The sequence below is a fragment of the Bradyrhizobium sp. AZCC 2289 genome (assembly GCF_036924615.1).
Lineage (GTDB): Bacteria > Pseudomonadota > Alphaproteobacteria > Rhizobiales > Xanthobacteraceae > Bradyrhizobium.
On record NZ_JAZHRY010000001.1, the window covers coordinates 8,925,905 to 8,947,334 of the forward strand.

The following is a 21,430-nucleotide window of genomic DNA, read 5'->3' on the forward strand; positions in this document are numbered from 1 at the left end:
CGATTACGCACCCGTGCCTGTGTTCTTGGCTGCGACCAGTTCGTCGATACGATCGGCGAGGTTTTTCAGCACGAAGTACTGCTCGGTCGTGGCCTTGCCGTCGTTGACCTCCTGGGTCCATTTTTCGAGCGGCATCTTGATTCCGAACGCTTTGTCGATGGCAAAGGCGATGTCCAGGAAGTCCAGACTGTCGATCCCGAGATCGTCGATGGCGTGGCTCTCCTGCTTGATCGTGTCGCGTGGAATGTCGCAGGTCTCAGCGATAATGTTGGCGATCTGATCGAATGTAGAGGACATCATTAAGCCTTTGATATATTGGAGATATTTCTGGAGCGGCTTGGACGGGGCGGGTGCGGCGGCCCCGGAATGCCCGATGCCCTCCGGCCGGAGTTGAGTGCCCGTATATCGGAGCGGGGCCCTGAGTTCAATGGAGGTTGGCTCCCCCTGCGGGGACGGATTTATGGGCAAACGGCTGGCCGGTTCCACAATCTAGCCGTGCGGCACCATTGAAATCCGGGCGCAGTCATGGCGGCCCATCAGCACGCAATCCTGGGTTTTGCGGAGGTCGGCAATGCTCATGGCAAGCCAAATCCCGATCGCCGTCAACGCCACGGTGAACGCGAAGGCCGCAATGTTCGCCAGCATGCGATGACGGAAGTCGTCCGGCTCGTCACGGGGCCGTTCGTAGCGGGACAGATCGTTTGCAACGTGCCGGATATTTGCCGGCTCCGCCGGCGCGTCCTGCCGGCCCGGCGGATGGGCAGACGTGCGCGGCCGGAATTTGAGCACGACGTGCTCGTCATCCCTGGTAATAGGCCGCTGGGTTTTCACTGCTGTCGGTCCGGAGGCGTTGCAGTCCAGTTTAACACGCTCGCCCGGCGGCTCACATAAAATCTTGGTGCGCGTGAATGCAGGTCTACCCCTGCACGGTGTCATGGAACCGGCCGTAATCGATCCTGAGCCGGCCGTCTTCCGCGGTGCCGAGGATTTCAGCGTAGCGCTCCCCAAAGCGGATCTCGGGATATTCGTAGGACTTTCGCGCATGCACCGTTTGCGCTGCGACGACGTCGTATCCGGACACCACCACCACGAGGGAAACCTCGATGGCTTCGAGGTCATCGGCGGTCAGTCCGTAAAGCGGACTGCCGGCGTCGATGACGTGAAACAGCGTCCAGCTCAGCGCCAGCGCCGGACTCTCGTTTCGCAGCAGCGGCAGCTCGTAGAACCGCCGGAACGGCTGGCCTTCCTTGCTGACGATATTCTTGAACAGCCATAATCTGGCGGTGGCATTGCTGATGATGTTGTGGCGTTCGTTGGCGAGCCGGATCATCAGCGTCTGTTCGCCCTCATGGTCTGAAATGACGGGATTGTCGGCGAACAGTAGCCGCGCGCTCGGACGCGAGAAGCGAGCAAAGATCAGCCCGGTCATCAACGACATCGAAAAGATGCCCGTGAACAGTTCGACGGCGGCGATGAAATGCCCGTAATGGGTCTGCGGGTGCATGTCGCCATAGCCGGCCGTGGAAAGCGTCTCGATGCTGAAATAGAGATAGTCGGTATAGCCGCCGCTTGGCACGCTGGAGATCGGCTGGTCCCCGATCCAGTAGAACACCGCGAAAACCGCGTTGAAGGCAATGAACACCAGCACCGCGCCGCCGATAAAGGCCGGCCATGACGCCGTCATGCAGCGATGGCTGATATCGGCCCAGAAACTGAGGTGCAGGCCTTCGGTGATCACTTCGCGGCCGCCAAAGCGCACGATCCGGGCCTTCGACGTTCGATCGTTCGGGCTCTTCGCCATGGTTTTCAAATCTCGCAAATCTCTGTGAGGTGGCAGGGGCATTTGATCGCCCGTGCCATCATGGCATAGTGGAACCGGCTTCGAGCAGGTTTCGCCAGTCAAATACGGGGTTAGTTATGGCCAACACGCGTGAACCATACGTCAAGCCGGTCCCGATCCTCTCGCTGCGTCCAACCCAGATGACGGTTGGGATGCGGGAAGTGAAGGAAAAGCGCAAGCGCTGGCGGGAGCACAAGTCGGCGAAGAAGCGCGCCGAATTGCTGGGCAAGCACATGATTCCCGTGGTTTTCGGGCCGGACCAGAACTACTACGTGGTCGATCATCATCATCTGGCGCGTGCGCTGCACGACGAAGGCGTCAACGATATCCTGGTGACCGTGATCGGCGATCTCACCATGGTCCAGCGCGAAGCGTTCTGGGGCGTGATGGACAACAAGCGATGGGTCTATCCGTACGACGCCAGGGGCGAACGCCGGCAATTCAAGGATATCCCGAAATCGGTAGCCGCCCTCAAGGACGACCCGTTCCGCAGCCTCGCCGGCGAATTGCGCCGCGCCGGCGGCTTTGCCAAGGACACCACGCCGTTCAGCGAATTCCTGTGGGCGGATTTTCTGCGCCGGAAAATGTCGCGCAAGAGCGTGGAAGCAAATTTCTCCAGGTCGATGGAGAAAGCGCTGGCTTTCGCCAAAAGCAAGGACGCGGTCTATCTGCCCGGCTGGTGTGGGCCCGCGTCGGACGGCTAGCGTCCGGCGCGCCCGTATCTATTTCGGCAGCCGCCCCATCATGTAGAACTCGTCGTTCGGGCGCATCGCGGTGACATTGGCGATCCGGTTCGACAGCGCAAAGAATGCCGAGATCGCGGCGATGTCCCAGATGTCGTCGTCGCTGAAGCCGTGGCTGGCGACGGCTGTGAAGTCCTCCTCCGAAATCCGGTTCGCCTCCGCGCTCACCTTCATCGCAAAGTCGAGCATGGCGCGCTGCCGCGGCGTGATGTCGGCCTTGCGGTAGTTGACCGCGATCTGGTCGGCGATCTGCGGATTCTTGGCCCGGATGCGCAGGATGGCGCCGTGCGCGATCACGCAGTAATGGCACTGGTTGGCGCTGCTGGTCGCCACCACGATCATCTCGCGCTCGGCCTTGGTCAGGCCGCCCTCCTTGTCCATCAGCGCGTCGTGATAGGCAAAGAAGGCGCGAAACTCGTCGGGACGATAGGCCAGCGTCAGGAAGACGTTGGGAACGAAACCGGACTTCTCCTGCACCGCCAGGATGCGGGTGCGGATATCGTCGGGCAGTTTGTCGAGGGACGGCGTCGGGAATCGTCTTGCGATCGGCTGTGTCATGAAAAGGTTCCGGCATGCCGCGTGGTGCGGTTATGGCGAAACCATAGTCGATGGCGGCTTCGGCGCAAAGCGCAGGAGTGGTTTGCTGGAATGCGCTTTAGCGCAGCGGCTTCTTCAAGAGCGAGAAGCGATCGGGATCGAGCCCCATCGAGGGCTGCAGCATCGGCGCTTCCAACGACACCGTGCGCGCGGCGGGCCGGTCGTTGATGGTGGGATCGTTCGGTACATCGCGATGCGAGGTGGCGCCACGCCAGCGCTCCAGCACGGCCGAGACGAAATGCATGTCGTGGCCGGCGGCGACCGACGGCACGGTCGAGATGGTTGCTTCGCTGCGCGGCAGTTGATGCAACGGCACTTCCTTGAAGCGCAGCCGGGTCGGAAGCGCGACGCCTTCACCGAACGCGAGCACTTCGCGGGTGCCGAGCGAGGGCACGAACGACAGCAAATTGGCGGCGGCGTCGGAGACCGCGGAACGCAGCAGCGCCTGGTCGCGGTCGTTGGCAAGGCGCATCGTGAATAGCGTGTTGCACTGGGAGATGATGGTGGCGTCGAGTTCGGCCGGACGCTGCGTCACCAGCCCGAGATAGACGCCGTATTTGCGGCCTTCCTTGGCGATCCGCGAGACGGCCTTGCGGGTCGGCCCAAACCCGATGTTGCGGTCGGCGGAAGCGTAGCGATGCGCCTCTTCGCAGACGAACAGCAGCGGCGAGACGCCGTCGCTCCACAGCCCGAAGTCGAACGCCATGCGGCACAGCACCGACACCACGGAATCGATGACTTCGGCAGGGAAGCCGGCCAACTGCATCACGGTCATCGGACGGCCGTTGGCCGGCAGCCGGAACAGATGGCTGATGACCTCCGCCATGGTGTCGCCGCCGACATTGGCGTTGTCGAACATGAAGGCGTAGCGCGGATCGTTGCGCACGGTCTCGATGCGCGAAATCAGCTTGTGGTAGATGATGCGCGACGAGCGGTTTTCCAGCTTGCCCATGCGCTCGTCGATCAGCGAAATCAGGTCTACCAGACGGTAGGGCACCGGGGTATCGACGGTGTAGCCGATCGCCTTGGGATCGGCGCGCTTCAGCCCGAGCCGATCGGTGTTCTGGTATTGCGTATAGATACCCTTCGCCATCGGAATGACTTCGGCGAGGATGTCGAGTTCCTCCGGCACGCCGGGGCGGCCGGCGAACAGCACGTCGACGATCTCTTCGAAATTGAACAGCCAGAACGGCAGTTTCAGGTTGCGCGGGTTGAGCACCAGCGAGCGATCGCCGAAGCAGCGGCCGTATTCGTTATGGACGTCGAGCAGGAAGATCCGCAAATTCGGCCGCGACTTGAGAATTTCGTTCAGCAGCAGCGACACGCCGGTCGATTTACCGACGCCCGTGGAGCCGAGCACCGCGAAATGCTTGGAGAGCATTTCCTCGATATCGACATAGGCGATGACCGAGGGATCCTGCTGCAGGGTGCCGATATTGATCTGATCCGATCCGCTCGGCGCATAGACCGTGCGCAGCTCCGCATTGCTGATCAGCTCGACGGCATCGCCGATGGTCGGATAGTTGGTGACGCCGCGCTGGAATTTGGGACGTTCGGGCCCGCCGAGGATTTCACCGAGCAGGTCGACCGAGGCGCTGGCGATGTAATTATCGGATGTCGGCAGGTCCTCGCAGGATACTTCCGTGATCATGGCGACGATGGTGGAATTTGCGCAGCGGATGCTGACGAAGCGGCCGACGGTAGCCCGCACCTCGGAGAGGCCCATCTTGTTCACCGCCAGAAGTCCGACCCGGGCGAGGGAGCCCCGCACCGAAATCACGCGTCCGAAGGATGTCACAGTGTTAAACCTGGCATGTCATGAAATTGGGTCGGCTGCATTATGCCGATGCGGGTTACCGAAACGGTTAAATTCGCCGGGTTCAGGATTGGCTAAATCTGCCGCATCTTGGTCAGGATTTGTTTTGCCACGGCACCCCGGCTGTCGCTTCAGCGCTCGTTATGCTGGAAAATCAGCGTTTCTTCGCTTCGGTTCGCGCGCACCGCGCGCGCTGGCGCTTAATCCTTCGTTTACCATTTCGACGGAGAGAGCCCGGCGCGGCGGTCGCGTGACGCTACCCTGCGATCCCCGGACCAAAGATTGGGTCAGCCATTGGGTCGCGATAACCGATTGCTAACTGCAAGTTGTAACGCGCCTTCCATCTGTCATGCGTAACTTTGATGCGCTGGGAGGGCACCAGGTGAGTATCGATAGCGGCCATCAGTCGCCCGGCGGTTCTGCGAGTCCCGCCGAAATGGCCGGGAGGGTCGGATGGCTGGCGTTTTGCGCCGGACTGTCGGCGGCGATCCTGTTTGGCGCGGGAATGACCGCCTGGAGCTTGCGCGAACGCGTATTGCTTGCCGTTGCCGCCGTCCTCGCCGTCGTCGTCTGCCTGTTGCTGAAGCGTCACCGGTTGTCGGGCCGGCGGCTCACGTTGGAGCGGCGGCACCTCAGCATCGCCGTGAACAATATTCCGCAAGGCCTCGTTCTCTACGACGCGTCGGCGCGGATCATCATCTGCAACCAGCGTTACATCGAGATGTTCGGCCTGTCGCCGGAAGTGGCCAAACAGGGCTGCACGATGCAGCGGCTGATCGCGCATCGGAAGGAAACCGGATCCTTTGACGGCGATGTCGACGAATTCTGCAATGCGATCATACGAAACGTATCGCTCGGAAAAAGCACGCGCCAGCTCACGGAGGCTCCGGGCGGCCGGGCGATCGAGATCGTCAACCAGCCGCTGAAAGGGGGCGGGTGGGTTGCCACCATCGAAGACATCACCCAACGCACCCGCGCCGACGAGAAGATCGCGCATATGGCGCATTACGACGCGCTCACCGACCTGCCCAACCGGGTGTTGTTTCGCGAGCGTCTCGAACAGGCCCTGCAGGCGATCAGGCCGCGCGAACGGCTGGCCGTGATGTATATCGACATCGACGAATTCAAGAGCATCAACGATGCGCTCGGCCACGCGATCGGCGATGAGCTGTTGAAAGGCGTCGCCGACCGCCTGCGCGGCTGCCTCAAGGACACCGATGTGGCGGCGCGTCTGGGGGGTGACGAATTCGCGGTGATTCAGACCGCCATCAAAAGCCAGTCGGAGACCTCCCACGTCGTCGAATGCATCTATGCCGCGATCAGAGAGCCGTTCGAGTGCACCGGTCACCTGATCACCACCGATGCCAGCATCGGTATCGCGCTCGCGCCCGGCGACGGGCTGGATCTGGACCAATTGCTGAAAAATGCCGACCTGGCCCTGCATGGGGCCAAGGGCGACGGACGCCGGACCTACCGGTTCTTCGAGGCGGGCATGGATGCACGGGCCAAGGCGCGGCGAAGCCTCGAGTTCGAACTGCGTCAGGCGATCAATGATGGCAGCCTGGAGGCCTATTACCAGCCGGTGGTCACGCTCGATCACGGCAAGGTCAGCTGTTGCGAGGCGCTGCTGCGATGGCGCCACCCCGAACGCGGGATGATTTCGCCGGCGGAATTCATTCCGATCGCGGAGGAGACCGGCCTGATCAACCAGCTCGGTCATTGGGTGCTCCACACCGCGTGCGCCGAGGCTGTGAACTGGCCGGATGACATCCGCGTCGCGGTCAATGTCTCGCCGGTTCAGTTCAAGAGCCAGACGCTGGCGCTCAACGTGGCCGCAGCACTTGCTGCTTCCGGCCTTGCCGCCTCCAGGCTCGAGCTCGAGATCACCGAGGCGGTGCTGATTCGCGACGACGAAATGGCGCTGGAGGTGCTGCATCAGTTGCGGGCGCTCGGCGTGCGCATCGCGCTGGACGATTTCGGCACCGGCTATTCCTCGCTCAGCTATCTGCAGCGGTTTCCGTTCGACAAGATCAAGATCGATCGCTCCTTCGTCAGGGATATCGCCAGCGCGGTTGCCTCATCCTCCATCGTCGAGGCCGTCGTGAACATCGCGGCCGCGAGCAACATGACGACGACGGCGGAAGGCGTGGAGACCGAGCAGCAACGAGAATTGCTGCGCGTGCTCGGCTGTACCGAGATGCAGGGATATCTGTTCAGCCCCGCGATCCCCGCGGTCGAGATACGCCAGTTGTTGCGCTCGCACCGGAGCCGCGCGGTATCGGCGGCCTGAAGCGCCGGGCGCAGTCGGCCACGGCGGCTAACCCGGTGCGAAGCGGACGCCGATCCGCTTCTCTTTCCGCCAAACAACCTGGCAATGCCGGCTGCTGTGCTCCGCTTCGACCAACAGGGTCAACTGATCGGGAATGCCGACCGGGGATTCCACTTCGGGTGCCGCACCGGTCTCGGATAGATTGCGGATCGTGCAGCTGATCGCACCTCCGCCGCCGAAGGAAATCGTACCTGCCTTGAGGACACGCCGGCGCTGTTCCGCTCTGTGTTCTTCCATCAGCACACCCTCCGCATGTGACGACGGAGTAGCGTCCCTATCGGTCCGCGTGAGCCGTTCCACTGTGGTCAACGACCTGAAGGGCGGGCGAACCGAGCGGCGACGCCACATCAAGACCTGCGTGACACGCTCTTCCTTTACCGGAACCGCGGATGACTCGCAATCGTCGCGCGCCTGGCCGGAGGCATCTCTGGCGGTCGCTCGCGGGGGGTGTGGCATTGATTTGCGTCGGGCTCGCAGAGCCTTGCCATGATCTCGATCGCGGTGATCCTGATGCGGACCTCGAGCGAGCATTTTCGCGGCCGGGTGATGGGCGTGCGGATAATGGTGATCGACGGCCTGCCGCTCGGTCTTCTGACGGCCGGCAGCCTGATCGAGGAGATCGGCTTTGCCGCGACCGGAACGCTGTACGCGGCGGGCCGACTGGCGCTGATGACGGCGGTCGTTCTGCACTGGCGCGCCGATCTATGGCACGTGCATGCGGCGGCCAATGCGAGGTGAGACTTCGGACGTCCGTCTGGATGCCGCGCTCAAAACGTAAGCTGCACCTTCATCGATTTCGACCGGTCGCTGGCCAACTCGAAAGCATCGACCGCCCTGTTGAACGGCAGCGACGCGGTGATCAGCGGTTTCACGTCGATCAGGCCTTCGCCCATCAGACGCAGTGCGAGTTCGAATTCGGAATCGAACCGGAACGTGCCGCGCAACTGCAATTCCTTGGTGACGATGCTGTTGATCGGAAGCGTCATTTTGCCGCCGAGCCCGAGTTGCACAATGATTCCGCCAGGGCGCATCAGGTCGAGCGCGGCGCGCAACGCCGCCTGATTGCCTGAGGCTTCGAACAGGACGTCGAACACACCCTTGCCGGCGCGATAGGGATCGAGCCTGGATGCTTCCGTCGCGCTGTTGACGGTAAGGCTCGCGCCGAGTGTTCGTGCAACGGCCAGCGGCGCGTCGGCGATATCGGTCACGACCACTTCCGCAGCACCGCCGTAGCGCGCCACGACAACCATCAGCGCGCCGATCGGGCCGCAGCCGGTCACCAGAACGCGTTTTCCCAGCAGGGGGCCTGCCTGCTTTCCGGCGTGGAGGCAGACCGCGAGCGGCTCGGCCATGGCGGCTTCGCCGAGCGAGAGGGAATCGGCGATCGGAATAGCCTGCGATGCCTCGACCGTCACGTTCTCGCGAAAGCCTCCCTGCACATGCGGCATGCGCATCGCGCTGCCCATGAAGCGCATGTCGAGGCATTGATTGCGCATTCCCTCGCGGCAATGGACGCAGACGTTGCAGGGCCTGCTCGGATTGACGGCCACCCGCATCCCGGATTTGAGATGCGGCATGTCGCCGCCGACAGCGGCGATCACGCCCGATATTTCGTGCCCGAGCGCCATCGGCTGCTGGATCCGGACCGTGCCGAAGCCACCGTGATGATAATAGTGCAAGTCCGAACCGCAGATGCCGCCGGCCGCGATCCTGACGCGGACTTCGCCGGCACCCGGCGCCGGATCTGGAAAGCTGTCGATCCGCAGATCTTTCGGAGCGTGGATGACGACGGCTTGCATGATGTTCTCCTGGCGTTTGGTCGTGGCGGGCGGGCTTACATCGCCGCCAGCATGCCGCCATCGACGTAGATGATCTGGCCGTTGACGTAGTCGGATGCGGCTGAGGCGAGGAATACCGCAGCACCAACGAGTTCGTCGGGACGTCCCCAGCGCTTCGAGGGGATGCGGGACATCAGCCAGCCGTTGAAATCAGGGTTGTTCACCAAGGCCTCGTTCATGTCGGTCAGCATGTAGCCGGGGCCGATGGCGTTGGCCTGAATACCGCTCGCCGCCCATTCGACCGCCATCGAACGCGTCAGGTTCTTGATGCCGCCTTTGGCCGCGGTGTAGGGCCCGACCGTCGGCCGCGCCAGTTCGCTCGCCAGCGATCCGATGTTGACGATCTTGCCGCGCTTGCGCGGGATCATCCGTTTGGCCGCTTCGCGACCGATCACGAAGGCGCTGGTGAGGTTGGTCTCGATCACCTTGCGCCATTCGGCGGAAGAGAATTCGACCAGCGGTTTTCGAACTTGAATGCCGGCATTGTTGACGAGGATGTCGATCTCGATACCGGCAGCGTCGAAGCGATTAAAGGCTGCAACGATTGCCTCCTCATCGGTGACATCGAAGGCTGAACCTTCCGCGGCGTGTCCGGCGCCGCGCATGTCGGCCACCGCAGCCTCGACGCGCCCCGGGTCGACGCCGTTGATGATCAACCGCGCGCCGGCTTTCGCCAACCCCTCGGCAATGGCGCGGCCAAGCCCGCGCGAGGAACCGGTCACCAGGGCGGTGTGGCCGGAGAGATCGAACAAGGCGTGCGACATTTCAAATCCTTAGATGTTGCTGCGGCGCACGGTCAGATCGGAACGATCATAGACCGCGGGCAGAAGGTCGATGCAGAGACCTTCGCCTTCCATCGGATAAACGTAGCCATCCCTGATGTCAGGCATGTTGGTGACGAGTTCATTGTACCAGCCCCTGTAGAAGGCGCGTACGGATTCCTGGATCAGCGTATTCGGCTGGCTGAACGACATATGCACGGCGGCGGCGAAGCCGACCGGGCCGATACAATCGTGCGGCGCGAAGGGACGGTGATAGGTCTCGGCCATGGCGGCGATCTTGCGGCCCTCGGTGAGCCCGCCGGTCCAGCACAGATCGGCCATCACAACGTGCATCGCGTCGCGGTCGAGCATGTCCTTGTAGGGATAGCGTGAACCGAGCGTCTCGCTGGCGCAGACCCAGACGTCGGTCGATCGGGCATATTCCGCCAGCGCCTGCGGCGAATTCATGCGGATCGGGTCTTCGTACCAGGTCGGACTGTACGCTTCGAGCACCTTGGCGATCTTCTTGGCGGTCGGCAGATTCCACAGCGAGTGGAATTCGACCATGATCTCCATTCTGTCGCCGACGGCTTTACGGATTTTTTCAAAGGGCTCGACGGCCTTCTTCATCTGTTCCGCGCTGATGAACAGACCCTGGTTCTCTTGCGCCGCCGGATCGAACGGCCAGATCTTCATCGCGCTAATTCCGCTCTCAAGCAGACTTTCGGCCACCGCGTCGGCACGGTGCATAAAGCCGTCGAGGTCTTCATAGGGGCCGTCGGATGCACCGAGGTTCCAGTTGGATACCGGCTTGATGTTGGTGGAGCGGACATATTGGTAGCCCGCGCAGGTATTGTAGATGCGCTGCTTGTCGCGGCAGAGACCGCCCAGCATCTGATGGACCGGCTGATGGCAGACCTTGCCGAACAGGTCCCACAGCGAGATGTCGATGGCGGAAGCGGCGCGATACTCGACCCCGGTCGAGGACTGCGCCATCGGCAGGTTGAGCATGTCGCGATGGATTGCCTCGATGTGCAGCGGATCGCGGCCGAGCAGCCGTCCGGCAAAGGTATCGTGGATCTGGGCCTCGACGGCACCCGCGCCGTAAAAGGTTTCGCCGAGGCCGATGATTCCGGCGTCGGTGTGCACGCGGACCCACAGCACGTTGGCGAATTCTTCGGTGCGCAGGGTTTCGATCGAAATGATCTTCACGGCGGGCGTCCTCCCATGGGGCATGGCCCTCGCGCGACCGACGGTCCGGGGCAGGAGGGCTCTTGTTGGTTGCGGCGGCCGCATTTCGGGCCGCGATTGCGCGGGAGATTAGCGCTGCTTGTAATATATCACAATATGTTTTATGGTTGACGCCAGGGAATAGCGACCCGGCGAGAATGCGGGCGGAGGAAACAGGGATGGCACGGCGCAAGAGCGCGTTGGAACTGGTGCGTCCGGACGCGAGCGGCGCCCCGAGCCGGCGCAACCGCATCAACTTCTTCGAGCTCGCCTACCAGCGCATCGAAGACCTGCTGGTCAATTGTGAGCTGAAGCCCGGACGTTTCCTGACAGTGCAGGAACTGCAGACCGTCACCGGATTCGGACGGACGCCGGTGCACAACGCGGTGAACCAATTCGCGGCCGATACGCTGATCATCATCCGGCCCCGTCACGGCCTGCAGATCGCGCCGATTGATCTGGCGCGCGAGCGGCTGCTGCTGAAGCTCAGGCGCGACATCGAGCGTTTCGTCGTCAAGCTCGCGGCCGAGCGCGCCAGCCTCTCGCACCGCAATCAGGCGCTTCGGATCGAGCGCGTGCTGAAGGAAAAGCACGACACGCTGACGCTGGCCGAATTCAACAGCCTCGATCGCCGCATCGATACGCTGATCCTCGCCGCGGCCGGCGAGCCGTTCCTCGCCCATACGCTAAAACCGCTGCACACGATCTATCGCCGCATCGGCTTCATCCATCACCGGTATATGCCGGGCCACGCCGACCTTTCAGGTACCATCGACAGCCATCTTGCGATCCTGAGTGCTGTCGCCAACCGGCGGGTCGATCGCGCCGAAGCGGCGGTCGATGTGCTGATCGATTTCATGGACGGCATGTTCGACGGAATGGAATCCGGCATCGATCCGGCCCTGCTCGATTGCAGCATCGAGCCGCTGCCCGACCTCTAGCAATCGCGATTTTACAAAAACACAGGGAGTAACGAACATGACGACGGCAGTTCTTCCACAGCGCGCGGCGATGGATAGCGCCGTCCGCTACCTCATCACCAAATACAGCCCCAAGGGCAACAAGGTCGGATGGCTGATGATGGCCTCGATCCTGGTCGAAGCCTGGGATCTCTATTCCATCGCGTTCGTTCTGATCTTCATCCGCGAACAATATCAGCCGGATCCGTTGCTGCTGGGTCTCGCGGCCGCCGGCACGCAAGGCGGCGCGCTGATTGGCGCCCTGATCGGCGGATGGCTGTCCGACAAAATCGGCCGGCGCATCATGTTCCTCGTGACGATGATCCTGTTCATCATTCTGGCGCTGGCGCAGGCATTCGTCACCAACATCGGGGAACTCATCGTCATTCGCTTTCTGCTCGGCGTTCCGCTCGGCAGCGATATCTCGACCGGCTACACCTACATCATGGAATCCATGGCCAAGGGCGAGCGCGAGGTGATGGGCAACCGCTGGCAGTTCATGTTCGCTATCGGTGAAGTCCTGACCTTGGGCGTGATCGCGATCTTCCTCATCCTCAACCTCGACCACGAGACGGTCTGGCGGGTGACGCTGGGATTAGGCGCACTGCCTGCGTTCGTCATTCTCGTCATGCGTCACGACATACCGGAAACGGCGGTGTGGCTGGTGCAGAAAGGCCGTTTCCGCGAGGCCAAGCAGGTCGCGCGCGAGATGTATAATGATCCGCTGGACATGCTGCCCAATGAGGACATCGTGGTGCCGAAGGCGCGCCCGGCGGCCTTCCTGGCCGATCTGCGCAAGGATCCGATCCGCTGGCGCGCGACGTTGTATGGCTGGATCGCCTGCTTTGCGCAGGCGAGCGAGTTCTCGACCTTCGCGTTCTATCTGCCTGTCATGTTCGCGATGGTCGGCGTCTCCACCATCCTCGGCAACAATCTCGTCACCATGGCGCTGTTCGCGTTCGCAGCGGTGTCCGGCTGGGTCGGACCGCTGCTGACGCCGAAGATCGGCCATCGCGGCATCGGCATCGCCGGATTTTCGATCGTGCTGGTTTCGCTGCTCATTGCCGCGGCGGCACTCTATACCGACCACAAATACGTCCTGCCCTTCGCCGCGGCAGGCATGCTGTGGGGACACTATTGGGACGCCTCAAACTGCATGACGATCCCGACCATGGTGGCGAAGCCGGAATACCGGGGAACCGCGAGCGGCTTTGCCTACATGTTCGTCAAGCTGCCGTCGTTCCTGGCGATCTTCCTGTTCCCGTCGCTGTTCGCGGCGATCGGGCAGGCCAACGCGACGCTGTTCGTCGCGATCTTCCCGTTGATCGGGCTGTTAGCCGCGATCTTCATCCTGCCGGAGGTCTACGGTTACGAGCACGACTGACAGGAGAGGGGGCGCAGGTCGAATCCTATTTGGGCTCAGCGTTGACCGCGCCCCTTAATCCGGCCTGCTGCTGGATCCGCTCCAGCAGTCCGTTGGATTGAACTTCCTTCACAAAAGCCGCAACGAAAGCCAGGCCTTGCTCGCGGCCTTTGGGGATAGCTATGGCCATATGCTCCAGTCCCCAATTGCCATTGAGCACCCGTGCACCGGGTATCGAATCCGACATTTCGAACAGCGTGGGCTTGTTGGTCGCATAGGTGTCGAGCTCGCCGCGGTCGAGCATCCCGACCGCCAGCTTGACGCTTTCAGCCGGAACGATCTTTGCGTTCCTGAACCTGGCGGGGAGGGTGCGTTCCGATGTACTGCCCTTGGTGACCCCTATTCGAACGCCCGGCCGGTCCAGGTCGTCGGCGCGGCTGATCGGGGAATTGGCGGGGACGAGATAGCCGAGCTCGACCGATATCACGGGCGGGCTGAAGCTGACGTCGTTCGCCCGCGCCGGCGTGGCATTGGTGACCGTGAAATCGACCTCGCCGTTCTTGATGGCGCTGACGACGTCAGCGACACGCTGGAACGTGACGTAGTCGACCGGCACTTGCAGCCGCCTGGCGAACTCCGCTCCGAGATCGTAGGCCAGGCCGTGGGTTTGCTTGGTGGCGGGGTCTGTCACCATCGAGGTCGGACTGCCCGGATAGACGCCGACGCGCAAACTGCCTTTTGGGGCGAGCAATTCCTTCTCGTCGCCGGCATTGGCCGAAACCGCGCTCATCGCGGCAAGCGCGATGCAGGCGAGCAGGGCGCTTCGAGCGAGGCGGGAAGCTCTCGTAATCGCGCGCGGTAGCGAGCGTAACAGTTTGGATCGAATCATCTTGATGTGTCCTTGTCGTGGGTTGCTCTCACTGCGCCCGGATGTTCGCCGCTTTCAGCACCGGCTCCCATTTGGTGGCCTCCGCATGCATGAACGCCTCAAATTCCTTTGCTCCGCTGCCGACCGGCGTCGCGCCGATCTTCTCCAGCGTCGTCAGGACGTTCGGATCCTGCAACGCTGCTTTCAGGTCGGTCTCGAGCTTCGCCACGATCTCGGGCGCCATGTGGGCGGGCCCTAGAAATCCCCACCAGACCGAAACATCGTAACCGGGAACTCCGGACTCCGCGACGGTCGCAACCTCGGGCAGGGTTTTCGAACGCTGCGCGGAAGTCACGGCAACCGCGCGCAATTGTCCCCCGTCAAGCTGGCCCACCACTTCCGCAAGCGGATTGAAGCTGATCGGAATATCGCCGGCCATCACGGCCGTCAGCGCCGGCGCGCCGCCCTTGTAGGGAACGGCGACGATCTTCACCCCGGCCATGTACTTCAGCAACTCGCCCGCGAGATGTGCGGAGGTGCCATTGCCGGACATGCCGTAGGACAGCGCGTCCGGGTCCTTTCGTGCCGCGGCGAGGAGGTCTCCGAGATTCGCATAGGGACTTGTCTTGGCGACGAGGACCGCGAGCGGCGAAGACGCGATTTCGCTGATCGCCGTAAAGTCCCTAGAAGTGTCGTAGGGCAGGCTCTGATAGATGAACTGATTGAGCGGATGGCCGCTCGCGACCAGGATCAACGTGTAACCATCCGGTGGCGACTGCGCGAGGGCTTGCGATGCGATGATCCCGCCGGCGCCGGGACGGTTGTCGATCACGGGCTGCTGGCCCCAGGTTTTTGCCAGCGACTGGCCGAGCGTGCGCGCGAGCACATCGACCGCGCCACCCGCCGCATAGGGCACCAGAATGTGGACCGGCTTGCTCGGAAAATTCTCGGCGTTCGCGCCGGCGCTGACCAGCAGCGCAGCCCCTGCGGCAAGACAGCCGAATTTCTTGATCAAGCCCGACATACAAATGCGCTCCTCTTGATTTGCTTTTTTGCGGCTCGCCGCCCGACCGGACAGGATCGGCTGCAGAGCCGTGGCGGCCGCCGTAGCCTGGTCCAGTACTAGTGCCCATTATTCCTGTTGACCGGACCTTATCCTTTGTACATACGTACAAATACCATGATCCGCAAGCCGACCAGCAAGGCCACCGATAAGGCCGCCGCAACCCGCAAACCGAATTTGCGGGAGGCGATCCTCGTGGCCGCGGAGGAGTTGTTCTCGACCAACGGCTTTAACGCGGTGTCGGTTCGCGACATTGCGCAGGCCGCCGGCGCCAATCCCGGCAGCGTGACCTATCACTTCAAGACCAAGGACGGTCTGCTGCTGGAGATCTACCGGCGTCATTGCGGGCCGATGAACCGCAGACGCTCCGAATTGCTGGCGGCCGCCAGACGGGTTCGCGATCTGCAGGACAGGCTGGAGGCGATCGTCCGCGCCTTTGTGCTACCCGCCTTCTCTTCAGGCAGCGATCTCGCGGGTGGGGGAGCGCGGTTCACACGGCTGCGCGCGGTCATGTCGGCCGAGGGCAACGAAGTTGCGCGCAAGATTATCGCGCAGACCTTTGACGACACCAGCCACGCCTTCATCGACGCGATCCACGAAAGCCTGCCGCATGTCCCGCGTACCGAGATCGTGTGGCGCAGCCATTTCCTGCTCGGCGCGCTCTATTACACGCTGGTGACGCCCGAACGCGTCTCGCGCCTGTCGCGCGGCAGCGCCGACGGCGGCGATGCGGGAAATGCGATCGAGCAGCTGGTGCGGGCGACAGTCGCCTCATTCCAGGCGCCCGCGCTCGATCAGCCGGCGCCCGCGCGGCGACGAACTCCGGCACAAGACAAAATCTAAAATCCGTCCGATTGTTCAGGTGCAGCCAGGCCAGCGATGTTCACGCCGACGATTCCCGGGCCCGATCCGGACACGAAAAGCCCGAAGTTCAGGCTGCCTGCCCTGGCATGCGACGCGCATTGCCATATCTTCGGGCCCGGCTCGAAATACCCGTACGCGCCGGACAGGCCCTATACGCCTCCCGATGCGGGCTTGGAGGACTTTCGGGCGTTGCACGCCAAGCTCGGCGTCGGCCGCGCCGTCATCGTCAATGCCAGCGTGCATGGGACCGACAATCGGGTTGCGCTCGATGCGATCGCCGCCAGCAATGGGGCCTATCGCGCCGTCGCCAATATTGACGACAAAATCACCGAACGCGAATTGCGTGCGCTTCATGACGGAGGCTTCAGCGGCTGCCGGTTCAACTTCGTTCGCCACCTCGGCGGTGTTCCCGACATGCGGGTATTTGACCGGGTGGTGCAAATGATCGCGCCTTTTGGCTGGCACGTCGATCTGCACTTCGACGCCATCGATCTCCCTGAATATGCCGAAATGCTGGCGCGGCTTCCGGTGCGGTACACCATCGATCATATGGGACGGGTGAAGGCATCGGACGGCCTCGATCAGCTTCCGTTCAAGACATTGATCGACCTGATGCAGCGCGATGAAAAATGCTGGGTCAAGGTTTGCGGCAGCGAGCGTGTATCCTCCGCCGGTCCGCCCTTCGTCGACGCGGTGCCGTTCGCGCGGCGCATCGTCGAGACGGCGCCGGACCGCGTCATCTGGGGCACCGATTGGCCGCACCCCAACGTCAAGGTGATGCCGAATGACGGCGATCTGATAGACCTCATTCCCTTGTTTGCGCCGGAGCCGGAGTTTCAGCACAAGCTGCTGGTCACCAATCCCGCCCGGCTTTTCGAATTCGACAGCTAGGGCAAAATTCAAGCGGCTCGCCGCATCGCAAGAAACCAGTTCCCGAAAATTCCAACCAAAGGGGGAGTTTGCATCCCATGAAGACCGGACTTGTTGTGTCAGCCCATCCCGGAGATTTCGTTTGGCGCGCCGGCGGCGCCATCGCGCTTCACGTCAAGAAGGGCTATCGCGTCAAGATCGTGTGCCTGGCATTCGGCGAGCGCGGCGAATCCCAGTTCGCCTGGAAGCAGCCGGGCATGACGCTCGACAAGGTCAAGGCCGGCCGCAAGGACGAGGCGGAGCGCGCAGCAGCCGCGCTCGGCGCCGAGATCGAGTTCTTCGATGCCGGCGATTATCCGCTGCGGCTGACGGACGCCCATATGGAGCGGCTGATCGACATCTACCGCGAAACCAACCCGAGTTTTGTTCTCACGCATTCGCTGGAAGATCCCTACAACGTCGATCACCCGGCAGCCACGGCCTATGCGCAGGAGGCGCGGATCGTGGCACAGGCGATGGGGCACAAGCCGCAGGCCGAGTACAGTTACAACGCCCCGCCGGTGTTCCTGTTCGAACCGCATCAGCCGGAGATGTGCAATTTCAAGCCGCAGGTGATCCTCAACATCGACGAGGTCTGGGACATCAAGCGCAAGACGTTTGAAATTCTCGCGGCACAAAAGCACCTGTGGGCTTACTATGAGCGCGTCGCGCTGCAGCGCGGCATGCAGGGCGGCCGCAACTCGGGGCAAGGCCATGACCTATGGCGAGGCCTATCAGCGGCTGTTCCCGATGGCCTTGGAGGAACTGGCATGAAGACCGTCGTTGTCCGCAACATCAAGCGAACCGATGCCGACCTGGTCAAACGGCTCGGCGCGCTCGGCACCGCCACGGTGCACGAGGCCTATGGCCGCTTTGGCCTGATGAAGCCCTATCTGCGCCCGGTATGGACCGGCGGCGAGGCCGCGGGTACCGCGGTCACCGTGCTGGCGCATCCCGGCGACAACTGGATGATCCATGTTGCGGTCGAACAGTGCAAGCCCGGCGACATCCTGGTGGTCGGATGCAGCGCCGATAATACCGACGGCATGTTCGGCGATCTGCTGGCGACCTCGCTGATGGCGCGCGGCGTCACCGGCCTCGTCATCGATGCCGGCGCGCGCGATGCAAAGTCGCTGCGCGAAATGGGCTTTCCGGTCTGGTCGAAGGCGATTTCCGCCAAGGGCACCGTGAAAGCGACGCTGGGCGCCGTCAACGTGCCCGTGGTCTGCGCCGGGATCAACGTCATGCCGGGCGATGCCGTGGTCGCCGATGACGACGGCGTCGTGGTGGTCAGGCGAAGGGATGCGGCCGACGTGGTGGCGAAGGGCGAAAAGCGCCATGCCGACGAGGAGGGCAAACGCAAGCAACTCGCGGCCGGCGTGCTCGGGCTCGACATGTACAATATGCGCGAGCCGCTTGCGAAGGCGGGCCTCGTCTATATCGACGAGCCGGAGGAGGACTGAGGTGGCGATGCGCCTGCGCACGCTGCTCGGCGACCATCCCGGCACCTCGGCGCTGAAGAGCGGTTCGATCAAATCCGATTTGGTCGAATTCGACTTTGTCGACTATTCGCCGACCAACAAGGGCTTCAAGCCGATGGTCCGCGAAGCGGCGTTCGACGTCTCGGAGATGGCGATCGTGACCTACCTGATGGCGAAAAGTGTTGGCAAGCCGATGGTGCTGCTGCCTGATGTGGTGGTGGCGCGGTTTCAGCATGGCCACGCGCTGTATAACGCCAAGCGGGGAACGCTGAAGCCGGCCGACCTGAACGGCAAGCGCGTCGGCATCCGCTCCTTCACCACCACCACGGGCGCCTGGCTGCGCGGCATTTTGGCCAATGATTACGGCGTCGATCTTGGTTCGATCGACTGGGTCACCTTCGAGGATGCCCACGTCGCCGAATTCAGGGATACGACCAAGCGGGCGCCGGCGGGCAAGCCAATCATCCAGATGCTGGTCGACGGCGAACTCGATGCGGTGCTCGGCGAGAAATCCGATCATCCGGACCTGAAGCCGCTGTTTTCCGATGTCGTTGCGGAAGAGAAAGCCTGGTTCGCCAAACACGGCGTCGTGCCGATCAACCATATGGTGGTGGTGAAGCAGGATCTGTCCGAGAGACACCCTGACGCCGTGCGGGAAGTGCATCGGCTGCTGTCAGAGTCCACCGAGGGCGCGGCCGCCGCGCCGCAATTCAGCGCGGATGAGATGCGGAGCTCGCTTGAAATGATCATCGGCTACACCGCGCAGCAGGGACTGATCCCGCGCGCGTTCACCGTCGATGAGTTGTTCGACGACGTGACACGGGCGTTACATTAAGGAGAGCCTCCAATGAACCCGGAGCCGATCTTCGATCTCGCCCATCTCGGCCACATGGAAATGCTGACGCCGAAGCCGGACGAGAACCTGAAATTCTTCGTCGACGTCATGGGCATGACCATCAGTGGCCGGCAGGGCGAGTCGGCCTATCTGCGCGGCTGGGACGATTACGAGCGCTATTCGCTCAAGCTCACGGCATCGAAGACCTCGGGCATGGAGCACATGGCGCTGCGGGCCCGCAGCCCGCAGGCGCTGGAGCGTCGGGTTGCCGCGCTCAAGGGTTCCGGCTTCGATATCGGCTGGATCGATGGCGACATGGGGCAGGGACCGGCATTCCGCTGCCGGGATCCGGACGGCCATATCGTCGAACTCTATTACGAGACCGAATGGTATCAGGCGCCGCCCGAGCTAAAACCCGCGCTGAAGAACCAGGCGCAGCGCTTTCCGGCGCGCGGCGTCAATGTCCGGCGGCTCGATCACCTCAATTGCCTCGCGGTCGACATCAAGGCCAACCGGATCTTCTTCGAAAAATATCTGGGCTGCCGGCTGACCGAGCAGATCGTGCTCAACGACGGCACCGAAGCGGCGATGTGGATGACGATGTCGAACAAGAGCTACGATTTTGCCTATTCGCACGACCGTTCGAATGTGCCGGGACGTTTCCACCACGTCACCTACGCGCTCGACAGCCGCGAGGAAATTTTGCGCGCCGCCGATATCTTTCTGGAGAACGGCGTCTATATCGAGACCGGCCCGCACAAGCACGCGATCCAGCAGACCTTCTTCCTCTACGTCTACGAGCCCGGCGGCAACCGCGTCGAAGTCGCCAATGCCGGCGCCCGCCTGATCCTCGCACCAGACTGGAAGCCGATCGTGTGGACCGAGGAAGAGCGCAAGAAGGGCCAGGCCTGGGGCCTGAAGACGATCGAGTCGTTCCACACCCACGGCACGCCGCCGGTGTGAGGAGTAGGACTGCCTGACGTGTCTCGCACAATCGTCGACCAGCGTCGTGGCCTCATGTCCAGACTTGTTGCGCGGGCTTTCCAGCACCGACCAATCATGCAGAAATCAATACCTTAACTATTGCATAAGGCCTTGGTAGGCGACATTATCCCTGAAACTCGCCCTAAGATAGAAGAAAAGTTCCGCGAGCATAGTGATCTATGGGGGGATATTTTCGTGGCGAAAGAATCGCATCCGCGAAAAAAGAGTTTTCCCGACGCGCGCCGTGTTCCTCCTACGCGGCAAATTGCGATTGTTCACCTGTCAGATATTCATTTCGGTAAAAACCACCGATTTGGACCGGCACTGGCAACCGGCGACGGCAAAATTCCCGAAGCCGGACGGGCCAGTTTGATTAAATCCTTGTTGCGCGATTTAGCCGAAAGACCAGATCCAGCTTGTCCGGTCATTGTATGTCTGACGGGAGATTTCGCGGAAAAAGCCACTGCCGACGAATTTCGGGAAGCTGAAGCATTCATAAAGCAGCTAGGTGTTGGAAAGATATACGGCAGCTCCCGAGGCTTGAAAAATATTTTTGTTGTCCCGGGCAATCACGATTTAGCGTTCGGCGCCAAAGAATCCGAGGATCGGTGGGCACCTTGGGCAAAGTTTTGTGCGGACACATTCGGGACCCCATATTCGACCCGTGATCATAAAAGCCGAATCTCCTTTCATGATCGCGTAGATGATCTCGGGGCGATCATTGTTTGCCTAAACTCATCGGAATACGTTCAAAAAGATACACCGGAGGAAAAACGTGGGTTGGTGGATGAGGATCAGCTGAATCAGCTCAAGTCGTTTCTGGAGGGCATAGAATCGAAGCGACTTGAGTCTGCAATCCGCATCGCCCTCATTCATCATCACCCGGTGCTTATTCCAGGCCTCGGCGGAGCCGGGTCGAGGATATGATGCGGTAGAAAATTCGGGTCTAC

At 62.1% G+C, this 21,430-nt stretch carries 21 protein-coding genes and 2 pseudogenes; 12 read left to right on the top strand and 11 right to left on the bottom strand.

Annotation, left to right across the window (positions count from 1 at the left end):
• Positions 1-3: 3 nt before the first annotated feature.
• The 3 genes from V1289_RS41730 to V1289_RS41740 all read right to left on the bottom strand — a co-directional run bounded on the left by V1289_RS41730 (position 4) and on the right by V1289_RS41740 (position 1,801).
• A complete protein-coding gene (locus V1289_RS41730) occupies positions 4-297 on the bottom strand; it encodes an acyl carrier protein (RefSeq protein ID WP_334407884.1) in 294 nt (97 codons plus the stop codon).
• A gap of 192 nt (positions 298-489) precedes the next feature.
• A complete protein-coding gene (locus V1289_RS41735; protein ID WP_309184222.1) occupies positions 490-831 on the bottom strand; it encodes a hypothetical protein in 342 nt (113 codons plus the stop codon).
• A gap of 85 nt (positions 832-916) precedes the next feature.
• Positions 917-1,801 (bottom strand): ion channel, encoded by an 885-nt coding sequence (locus V1289_RS41740; RefSeq protein WP_334405170.1) that lies wholly within the window; start codon positions 1,799-1,801, stop codon positions 917-919.
• A gap of 116 nt (positions 1,802-1,917) precedes the next feature.
• On the opposite strand from V1289_RS41740, the gene V1289_RS41745 reads away from it, so the two are divergent.
• The gene (locus tag V1289_RS41745; RefSeq protein ID WP_334405171.1) at positions 1,918-2,544 is read left to right on the top strand and encodes a ParB-like protein; all 627 of its coding nucleotides are present in this window, start codon (positions 1,918-1,920) and stop codon (positions 2,542-2,544) included.
• Between the two features lie 18 nt (positions 2,545-2,562).
• Here the strand turns inward: V1289_RS41745 and V1289_RS41750 are convergent, their stop codons facing one another.
• Together V1289_RS41750 and V1289_RS41755 are read right to left on the bottom strand one after the other, a co-directional pair.
• Complete coding sequence (locus tag V1289_RS41750) at positions 2,563-3,141, bottom strand: peroxidase-related enzyme (protein WP_334405173.1); 579 nt, start codon at positions 3,139-3,141, stop codon at positions 2,563-2,565.
• Between the two features lie 97 nt (positions 3,142-3,238).
• Positions 3,239-4,978: an ATP-binding protein gene (locus V1289_RS41755; protein WP_334405175.1), complete on the bottom strand. Its 1,740-nt coding sequence runs from the start codon at positions 4,976-4,978 to the stop codon at positions 3,239-3,241.
• 556 nt (positions 4,979-5,534) lie between these two features.
• Between V1289_RS41755 and V1289_RS41760 the strand changes: the two are divergent.
• A pseudogene (locus V1289_RS41760) lies at positions 5,535-7,286 on the top strand (putative bifunctional diguanylate cyclase/phosphodiesterase); the annotation flags it as partial.
• A 27-nt stretch (positions 7,287-7,313) separates the two neighbouring features.
• On the opposite strand, the gene V1289_RS41765 reads toward V1289_RS41760, so the two are convergent.
• The gene (locus tag V1289_RS41765; RefSeq protein ID WP_334405176.1) at positions 7,314-7,562 is read right to left on the bottom strand and encodes a PilZ domain-containing protein; all 249 of its coding nucleotides are present in this window, start codon (positions 7,560-7,562) and stop codon (positions 7,314-7,316) included.
• 249 nt (positions 7,563-7,811) lie between these two features.
• Here V1289_RS41765 and V1289_RS41770 point away from each other — a divergent pair, with 249 nt between their 5' ends.
• Positions 7,812-8,063 carry a hypothetical protein gene (locus tag V1289_RS41770; RefSeq protein ID WP_334405178.1) on the top strand — a complete coding sequence of 84 codons (252 nt, stop codon included), beginning with the start codon at positions 7,812-7,814 and terminating at the stop codon, positions 8,061-8,063.
• Positions 8,064-8,092: 29 nt separating this feature from the next.
• On the opposite strand, the gene V1289_RS41775 is transcribed toward V1289_RS41770, so the two are convergent.
• The 3 genes from V1289_RS41775 to V1289_RS41785 are packed head-to-tail and all read right to left on the bottom strand — an operon-like array spanning position 8,093 to position 11,136.
• Entirely contained in the window at positions 8,093-9,124 is a 1,032-nt protein-coding gene (locus V1289_RS41775) for an L-idonate 5-dehydrogenase (protein ID WP_334405180.1), read from the bottom strand.
• A 35-nt stretch (positions 9,125-9,159) separates the two neighbouring features.
• Positions 9,160-9,927 carry an SDR family oxidoreductase gene (locus V1289_RS41780; RefSeq protein ID WP_334405181.1) on the bottom strand — a complete coding sequence of 256 codons (768 nt, stop codon included), beginning with the start codon at positions 9,925-9,927 and terminating at the stop codon, positions 9,160-9,162.
• 9 nt (positions 9,928-9,936) lie between these two features.
• Positions 9,937-11,136 (bottom strand): mandelate racemase/muconate lactonizing enzyme family protein, encoded by a 1,200-nt coding sequence (locus V1289_RS41785; RefSeq protein ID WP_334405183.1) that lies wholly within the window; start codon positions 11,134-11,136, stop codon positions 9,937-9,939.
• A 197-nt stretch (positions 11,137-11,333) separates the two neighbouring features.
• Between V1289_RS41785 and V1289_RS41790 the strand changes: the two genes are divergently transcribed.
• Both V1289_RS41790 and V1289_RS41795 read left to right on the top strand, forming a co-directional pair.
• Positions 11,334-12,095 (top strand): GntR family transcriptional regulator, encoded by a 762-nt coding sequence (locus tag V1289_RS41790; protein ID WP_334405185.1) that lies wholly within the window; start codon positions 11,334-11,336, stop codon positions 12,093-12,095.
• A 37-nt stretch (positions 12,096-12,132) separates the two neighbouring features.
• Complete coding sequence (locus tag V1289_RS41795; protein WP_334405187.1) at positions 12,133-13,497, top strand: MFS transporter; 1,365 nt, start codon at positions 12,133-12,135, stop codon at positions 13,495-13,497.
• Positions 13,498-13,522: 25 nt separating this feature from the next.
• Here V1289_RS41795 and V1289_RS41800 read toward each other — a convergent pair whose 3' ends face one another.
• Positions 13,523-14,365 (bottom strand): transporter substrate-binding domain-containing protein, encoded by an 843-nt coding sequence (locus tag V1289_RS41800; RefSeq protein ID WP_334405189.1) that lies wholly within the window; start codon positions 14,363-14,365, stop codon positions 13,523-13,525.
• A 28-nt stretch (positions 14,366-14,393) separates the two neighbouring features.
• Positions 14,394-15,368 carry a tripartite tricarboxylate transporter substrate binding protein gene (locus V1289_RS41805; protein ID WP_334405191.1) on the bottom strand — a complete coding sequence of 325 codons (975 nt, stop codon included), beginning with the start codon at positions 15,366-15,368 and terminating at the stop codon, positions 14,394-14,396.
• Between the two features lie 156 nt (positions 15,369-15,524).
• On the opposite strand from V1289_RS41805, the gene V1289_RS41810 reads away from it, so the two are divergent.
• The 7 genes and pseudogenes from V1289_RS41810 to V1289_RS41840 all read left to right on the top strand — a co-directional run bounded on the left by V1289_RS41810 (position 15,525) and on the right by V1289_RS41840 (position 21,407).
• Entirely contained in the window at positions 15,525-16,250 is a 726-nt protein-coding gene (locus V1289_RS41810) for a TetR/AcrR family transcriptional regulator (protein ID WP_334407886.1), read from the top strand.
• Between the two features lie 36 nt (positions 16,251-16,286).
• The gene (locus V1289_RS41815) at positions 16,287-17,162 is read left to right on the top strand and encodes an amidohydrolase family protein (protein WP_334405193.1); all 876 of its coding nucleotides are present in this window, start codon (positions 16,287-16,289) and stop codon (positions 17,160-17,162) included.
• Between the two features lie 77 nt (positions 17,163-17,239).
• Positions 17,240-17,954 (top strand): annotated as a pseudogene (locus V1289_RS41820) (PIG-L deacetylase family protein).
• Entirely contained in the window at positions 17,951-18,643 is a 693-nt protein-coding gene (locus tag V1289_RS41825) for a 4-carboxy-4-hydroxy-2-oxoadipate aldolase/oxaloacetate decarboxylase (RefSeq protein ID WP_334405194.1), read from the top strand. The pseudogene V1289_RS41820 and the gene V1289_RS41825 overlap by 4 nt, the downstream one beginning before the upstream one ends.
• Positions 18,644-18,650: 7 nt before the next feature.
• Positions 18,651-19,496 carry an ABC transporter substrate-binding protein gene (locus V1289_RS41830; RefSeq protein WP_334407888.1) on the top strand — a complete coding sequence of 282 codons (846 nt, stop codon included), beginning with the start codon at positions 18,651-18,653 and terminating at the stop codon, positions 19,494-19,496.
• Positions 19,497-19,508: 12 nt separating this feature from the next.
• On the top strand, positions 19,509-20,459 hold the full coding sequence (locus tag V1289_RS41835; RefSeq protein ID WP_334405195.1) for a catechol 2,3-dioxygenase: 951 nt from the start codon (positions 19,509-19,511) through the stop codon (positions 20,457-20,459).
• A gap of 216 nt (positions 20,460-20,675) precedes the next feature.
• Positions 20,676-21,407: a metallophosphoesterase family protein gene (locus tag V1289_RS41840; RefSeq protein ID WP_334405196.1), complete on the top strand. Its 732-nt coding sequence runs from the start codon at positions 20,676-20,678 to the stop codon at positions 21,405-21,407.
• Positions 21,408-21,430 lie beyond the last annotated feature (23 nt).

Bases quoted from the DNA above. Each gene is read 5' to 3' on its own strand.
- V1289_RS41780 (WP_334405181.1), bottom strand. From the start codon at position 9,927: ATGTCGCACGCCTTGTTCGATCTCTCCGGCCACACCGCCCTGGTGACC.
- V1289_RS41825 (WP_334405194.1), top strand. From the start codon at position 17,951: ATGAAGACCGTCGTTGTCCGCAACATCAAGCGAACCGATGCCGACCTG.
- V1289_RS41770 (WP_334405178.1), top strand. From the start codon at position 7,812: ATGATCTCGATCGCGGTGATCCTGATGCGGACCTCGAGCGAGCATTTT.
- V1289_RS41810 (WP_334407886.1), top strand. From the start codon at position 15,525: ATGATCCGCAAGCCGACCAGCAAGGCCACCGATAAGGCCGCCGCAACC.
- V1289_RS41800 (WP_334405189.1), bottom strand. From the start codon at position 14,365: ATGATTCGATCCAAACTGTTACGCTCGCTACCGCGCGCGATTACGAGA.
- V1289_RS41730 (WP_334407884.1), bottom strand. From the start codon at position 297: ATGTCCTCTACATTCGATCAGATCGCCAACATTATCGCTGAGACCTGC.
- V1289_RS41750 (WP_334405173.1), bottom strand. From the start codon at position 3,141: ATGACACAGCCGATCGCAAGACGATTCCCGACGCCGTCCCTCGACAAA.
- V1289_RS41740 (WP_334405170.1), bottom strand. From the start codon at position 1,801: ATGGCGAAGAGCCCGAACGATCGAACGTCGAAGGCCCGGATCGTGCGC.
- V1289_RS41815 (WP_334405193.1), top strand. From the start codon at position 16,287: ATGTTCACGCCGACGATTCCCGGGCCCGATCCGGACACGAAAAGCCCG.
- V1289_RS41775 (WP_334405180.1), bottom strand. From the start codon at position 9,124: ATGCAAGCCGTCGTCATCCACGCTCCGAAAGATCTGCGGATCGACAGC.
- V1289_RS41830 (WP_334407888.1), top strand. From the start codon at position 18,651: ATGCGCCTGCGCACGCTGCTCGGCGACCATCCCGGCACCTCGGCGCTG.
- V1289_RS41745 (WP_334405171.1), top strand. From the start codon at position 1,918: ATGGCCAACACGCGTGAACCATACGTCAAGCCGGTCCCGATCCTCTCG.
- V1289_RS41765 (WP_334405176.1), bottom strand. From the start codon at position 7,562: ATGGAAGAACACAGAGCGGAACAGCGCCGGCGTGTCCTCAAGGCAGGT.
- V1289_RS41790 (WP_334405185.1), top strand. From the start codon at position 11,334: ATGGCACGGCGCAAGAGCGCGTTGGAACTGGTGCGTCCGGACGCGAGC.
- V1289_RS41835 (WP_334405195.1), top strand. From the start codon at position 19,509: ATGAACCCGGAGCCGATCTTCGATCTCGCCCATCTCGGCCACATGGAA.
- V1289_RS41795 (WP_334405187.1), top strand. From the start codon at position 12,133: ATGACGACGGCAGTTCTTCCACAGCGCGCGGCGATGGATAGCGCCGTC.
- V1289_RS41805 (WP_334405191.1), bottom strand. From the start codon at position 15,368: ATGTCGGGCTTGATCAAGAAATTCGGCTGTCTTGCCGCAGGGGCTGCG.